Raw genomic sequence first — 4,820 nt, 5'->3', positions numbered from 1 at the left:
CTTTCATTTCTGAGCGTATATTTAAACTTATTACTTCTTCCTAATCAATCTTTCTATATCTTTCAGCAACTTTTTCATTAGAATATTGATTGCACTCTGAATTCGCTGTAATATTCGTCTTCATCTGGATTTTTAATTCATTTTTATCTATGTTTTATTTAATTTTAAACAATATGTGGTTTCAGTAGTCCCAAAGGGACGGTTTAATACAGGATCGGATGATAATCCGATTTTATAAGAATTGTATAGTCAATCCCACATATATTTCTCATCATAATCCATTTTATGTTTCTGAAGAATCCCAATCATTTCGTCCTTATACGGAATCTGTTGATGATGTTTTCTCTGGTTTTTAATATAATGGATAACTACATAAACACTTTCCTCACTTACTGAAAAAGCACCATAGCCGTCCTGCCAAAAAAAGTTTTTATATTTTTCACCCTTTGTCTTTATCCATTTTGAGGAATGGGCCTTAATTTCCTGAACCAATTTCATTAAAGCGATTTTCCTGGATAATGAACAGAGAATGTGAATATGATTATCGGTTCCTCCAATCTGTAAAGCCAGACTTCCAAAATCTTTACAAAGCGTTGCAATATAGGCGAACAGTTCTTTTTCTATATTTTCATCAATAAAATCCTCCCGATGTTTCGTGCTGAAAACGATGTGGACATAATTTTTGACTAATGATTGTGGCATCTTTTTGTGTTTGTAATGATTGGGTAAATCGGATTTTCATCCGATTCTATTATAAGTCGTCCCTTTGGGACTTGATTTTTCTCGCTTTTAGAATTTCTTATTTAAAATTAAACTCTTTTTATTTAATGATAAACAGTATTTTTTATCCTGTCTCTATAGTTCTTCTATTAAAGTTAATAAATTTGACAACTTTAAGTCCCGAAGGGACGGTTTAATTAAGAATCGGATGCCAATCCGATTAATATCGACGTCGGGGCAACCCCCTCATTTATGATTTTCCATTTTATATAATTGTTTTATAATTTCATCACCAAAATCCTTCTTCCTCCTTTTCTTTGTACTAACTGGTGAATCGGACTTTCATCCGATTCTGTTGTAAGCCGTCCCTTCGGGACTTTTTTCTATTTCTTTTTTCAATTTTTTTATTTTCTCCAAATCCTTAATGCCCGGTTCAATTTCAAATTTTGAATTGATATCCAAAGCGAAAGGTTGTTGATGCAATGTCTTTATGCCATTAAAATTTTCATCTGAAATCCCGCCGCTTAAAAAATAGGGAAGGGGAATCTCCATAGTATTGAGTACATTCCAGTCAAATGTTTTCCCGGTTCCGCCGAATGCTTTGGAATCGGTATCAAACAGCAGATAGTTGACCGTCGGCAAAATGCTGTCGATGATTTCCTGTAATTCGTCCCGGCTCTGATCTCCTATCCGGATGGCTTTAATAATTCCAATGTTGGGATGGATTACTTTTCTCAGTTCAGCAATAAAATATTCATCCTCATCACCATGCAGCTGAATAAAATTCAGGTTTCCCTGTTCTGCTGTTTCTGCTATTTTTTCAAGGGTTTCGTTTACAAAAACCCCGACTTTCCCTTGATGACCGATCGTTGAAATTTCCGGCAATGTCAGATGATTCAGCACATACCTCGGCGACTTTTCGTAAAAGATAAAACCAAGAAAATCGTTGTCCAGCAAAATCAGTTCCTGAATCTGTTCGATCTTAGTCAATCCGCAGACTTTAAGCTTCGGCTGCTGGCTTCCGGCAAATGGCTGCTGGCTTTTTATCATTGTTATATCGATCAATTGTTATATTGTTACATGGGAAATAAATTCAGAGAATTTATTTCCAGGGTTTTCGTCTTTCATAAAATATTCGCCCATCAAAAATCCGTCAAATCCTTTTTCTTTTAAATATTTAAAATCTTCTTCGCTATAAATACCGCTTTCAGCAACGGATAAAATTCCTTCGGGCAGTCTGTTTTTCAGATCAACAGAATGTTGCAGGTCTACTTTGAAATCCTTTAAATTTCTGTTGTTAATGCCCGCAAAATCGATATGGGGATTGAGATGTTGTAATTCTTCTTCTGAATGGATTTCGAGCAATACTTCCACATCCAGTTCATGAGCAAGTGCCGTGAATTCCTGAACCTGCTGAGGAGACAGGCAAGCGGCGATCAGTAAGATGACATCCGCTCCGATGGATTTGGCTTCATAAAACTGGTATTCATCCACCATGAAATCTTTTCTTAAAACCGGAATATGAATATGATTTCTGATGCTCAGGATGTCATTAAAACGGCCACCAAAAAAATCCAGGTCTGTCAGAACGGAAACTGCGCTGGCTCCAAAGTTTTCGTATGCAGCGATCACTTCCAGCGGTGAAACTTTGTCATTGATTACGCCTTTGGACGGCGACTGTCTTTTAAATTCAGCAATAATTCCGCTTTTGCTTTTCAACGTTTCTTTTAATGAAAGACCTTTTCTCCCAAAAAATTCCGAATCTTTCAGCTGCTGAATGGGAAATTTTGATTTCGAGAAGGCCAGTTCTTCTTTTTTTCTGCGGATAATTTTATCTAAAATATTCATGAGAGGTCATTTATTCATTCAACAACAATTTCAGGCTTTGCAAAGCTTTTCCGCCGTGAAGACTTTCTTTTGCCATTGTAAGGCAGTTTGCATAACTCCCGAATTTACCGGTATGATATAAGGCAACGGCTGCATTAGCCAGCACCACCGAATTTTGTTCTTCTGTTCCTTTTCCTTCAAGAATATTCCTGAAAATTTTTGCCGTTTCCTCCGGCGTATCGGCAGCCTGGATGCTTTCGGGTGTCACCGCCGGAAAACCTAAATCTTCTGTTGTATACACGGCTTCGCCTTTCTTACTGATGATCTTGCTGTCACCTGTGAGGCTGATTTCATCATATCCGTCCACTCCATGAACAAGTGTAAAATTACGATGGTCTTTTTGCAGAAGATACTGATAAATACGTGCAATTTCAAGGTTGTAAACACCGATCACTGAAAACTGTGGCTTCGCAGGATTTACCAGCGGGCCCAGGAGATTGAAAAAAGTTCTCAGTCCCAATGACTTTCTGAGTGCTCCAACGGATTGTAGTGCCGGATGAAAATAAGGAGCATGCAAAAAGCAGATGTTGGCGTTGTCAAGCTCTTCCTGAAGTTCTTGCGAATTGTTTTTAAATATATAGCCCAATGCTTCCAGCACATTGGATGATCCGGTAATGGTGGAGGCTCCGTAGTTTCCGTGTTTCGTTACTTTCTGTCCGGCGCCGGCCACCACAAAACTCGCCAGGGTGGAAATATTAATGGTGTTTTTTCCATCGCCGCCGGTTCCTACGATATCGATGGCATCTTCTGCATTAATGTCCACCGGAACGGCCATCTGCAAGAGGGCTTCGCGGAAACCTTCCAGTTCTTGCAGGGTAATATTCCGCATCAGGAAAACGGTTACGAAAGCCGTGACTTCCGTGGCATTGAATTTATTCTGTGCAATTTCAATCATGATGGCCTTTGCCTGCGATTTGTATAAGGTGTGATGATTGAAAAGGTATTGAAGAATTTCTTTCATACGTGTTTTTTTAAGGTAACAGAAAATTTTTAATAATTGTTTCTCCTTCCGGAGTCAGAATACTTTCCGGATGAAACTGAACCCCGTGCACATCATAGGTTTTATGCTGCAGAGCCATGATCATGCCGTCTTTATCGATGGCCGTAATTTCCAGTTCCTCAGGTAAATCTTCACGGTTTACCACCCAGCTATGGTATCGTCCGACTTCAATTCCGCTGGCAAGATCTTTAAAAATTTTCGTATCATTCTTTACAAAATCGGCAGGTGTGGAAACGCCATGATAAATTTCCGTAAGATTGATCAGGCTTCCGCCGAAAGCCTCTGCAATGGCCTGCTGACCAAGACAAACGCCCAGAATGCTTTTGGTAGGCGCGTATTCTTTAATCACTTCCAGCAGAATGCCCGCTTCTTCAGGAATTCCCGGGCCGGGAGAAAGCACGATCTTATCATATTGGTCAATCTCAGCTAAAGCAATTTGATCATTTTTCACGACATCCACCCTGGCATCAAGAATCCTTTCGATAATCTGGACGAGGTTGTAGGTAAAACTGTCGTAATTATCGAATACCAGGACTTTGGACGATGGTTGATGGGTGGTGGTTGATGGGTTATGGTTAATTGTTGATGGTTGATTGTTGATTGTTGATGGTTCTGTATGTTTCATTTTATTTTTTTCTGTAATAATTAATAAATCCGTTCAATAATTTTTTGCAGAGAATCGTCTGATGTAAGAGTTCTGTAAATTGCTTTTCACTTATATATCTTTGATCATTAGATAAATACAGTTGGGTCTCCAACTCATACAATGAACCTCTGGCAATAAACAGAAATTGGATTGTTGCTTTTGCTGTACTTCTTCCGCATCCTTCGGCTATATTTGAAGGAACAGATACAGCTGCTCTTCTGATCTGATTGGTTAAACCGAATATTTCTTCTTTCGGATAATTTTTAGTGGAATCATATATACTATTAGTAAGTTTTCTTGATTCAACCCATACATCTAAATTTGTGTACTCCATAATTTGTGTTTTATAATTTTTAATAAATATTTTAACGAATAACCAATCCCTATCAACTATCAACAAGCTTCTCTGCTTTCTCCACTGCCTTTTTCAAAGCATTCAGCTTATTGTTCACTTCCTGAAGTTCGCTTTCCGGGTTGGATTTTGCGACGAGTCCGGCTCCGGCCTGGTAGTACAGCGTATTGTTTTTGCTTAAAAAAGTACGGATCATAATGGCCTGGTTGCATTCG

7 protein-coding genes are annotated in these 4,820 nt (G+C 38.6%); all 7 read right to left on the bottom strand.

Annotated elements, in window-relative coordinates; all coding sequences use genetic code 11:
• Nucleotides 1-249 precede the first annotated feature (249 nt).
• Complete coding sequence (gene tnpA / locus QZ735_RS02480) at nt 250-702, bottom strand: IS200/IS605 family transposase (protein ID WP_294243841.1); 453 nt, start codon at nt 700-702, stop codon at nt 250-252.
• 360 nt (nt 703-1,062) lie between these two features.
• The gene (locus tag QZ735_RS02475; RefSeq protein ID WP_294243840.1) at nt 1,063-1,770 is read right to left on the bottom strand and encodes a phosphoribosylanthranilate isomerase; all 708 of its coding nucleotides are present in this window, start codon (nt 1,768-1,770) and stop codon (nt 1,063-1,065) included.
• 18 nt (nt 1,771-1,788) lie between these two features.
• Nucleotides 1,789-2,568, bottom strand: a complete 780-nt coding sequence (trpC, locus tag QZ735_RS02470) for an indole-3-glycerol phosphate synthase TrpC (protein WP_294243838.1) — start codon at nt 2,566-2,568, stop codon at nt 1,789-1,791.
• Nucleotides 2,569-2,578: 10 nt separating this feature from the next.
• Nucleotides 2,579-3,568, bottom strand: a complete 990-nt coding sequence (gene trpD, locus QZ735_RS02465; RefSeq protein ID WP_294243837.1) for an anthranilate phosphoribosyltransferase — start codon at nt 3,566-3,568, stop codon at nt 2,579-2,581.
• 10 nt (nt 3,569-3,578) lie between these two features.
• A complete protein-coding gene (locus QZ735_RS02460) occupies nt 3,579-4,232 on the bottom strand; it encodes an aminodeoxychorismate/anthranilate synthase component II (protein WP_294243835.1) in 654 nt (217 codons plus the stop codon).
• Between the two features lies 1 nt (nt 4,233).
• Nucleotides 4,234-4,587, bottom strand: coding sequence for a four helix bundle protein (locus QZ735_RS02455; protein WP_294243833.1), 354 nt, complete (start codon nt 4,585-4,587; stop codon nt 4,234-4,236).
• Between the two features lie 52 nt (nt 4,588-4,639).
• A partial coding sequence (locus tag QZ735_RS02450) for a chorismate-binding protein (RefSeq protein ID WP_294243831.1) occupies nt 4,640-4,820 on the bottom strand: 181 nt, incomplete at its 5' end.

The organism is uncultured Chryseobacterium sp. (assembly GCF_913776365.1).
Classification (GTDB): Bacteria; Bacteroidota; Bacteroidia; order Flavobacteriales; family Weeksellaceae; genus Chryseobacterium.
Note: the sequence above shows the minus strand (reverse complement) of the source record. Positions and strands in the feature narration are given on the sequence as shown.

What these genes read in the sequence shown, in the direction of transcription:
- trpD (WP_294243837.1), bottom strand. Translation starts at nt 3,568, where the DNA reads ATGAAAGAAATTCTTCAATACCTTTTCAATCATCACACCTTATACAAA.
- QZ735_RS02455 (WP_294243833.1), bottom strand. Translation starts at nt 4,587, where the DNA reads ATGGAGTACACAAATTTAGATGTATGGGTTGAATCAAGAAAACTTACT.
- QZ735_RS02460 (WP_294243835.1), bottom strand. Translation starts at nt 4,232, where the DNA reads ATGAAACATACAGAACCATCAACAATCAACAATCAACCATCAACAATT.
- tnpA (WP_294243841.1), bottom strand. Translation starts at nt 702, where the DNA reads ATGCCACAATCATTAGTCAAAAATTATGTCCACATCGTTTTCAGCACG.
- QZ735_RS02475 (WP_294243840.1), bottom strand. Translation starts at nt 1,770, where the DNA reads ATGATAAAAAGCCAGCAGCCATTTGCCGGAAGCCAGCAGCCGAAGCTT.
- trpC (WP_294243838.1), bottom strand. Translation starts at nt 2,568, where the DNA reads ATGAATATTTTAGATAAAATTATCCGCAGAAAAAAAGAAGAACTGGCC.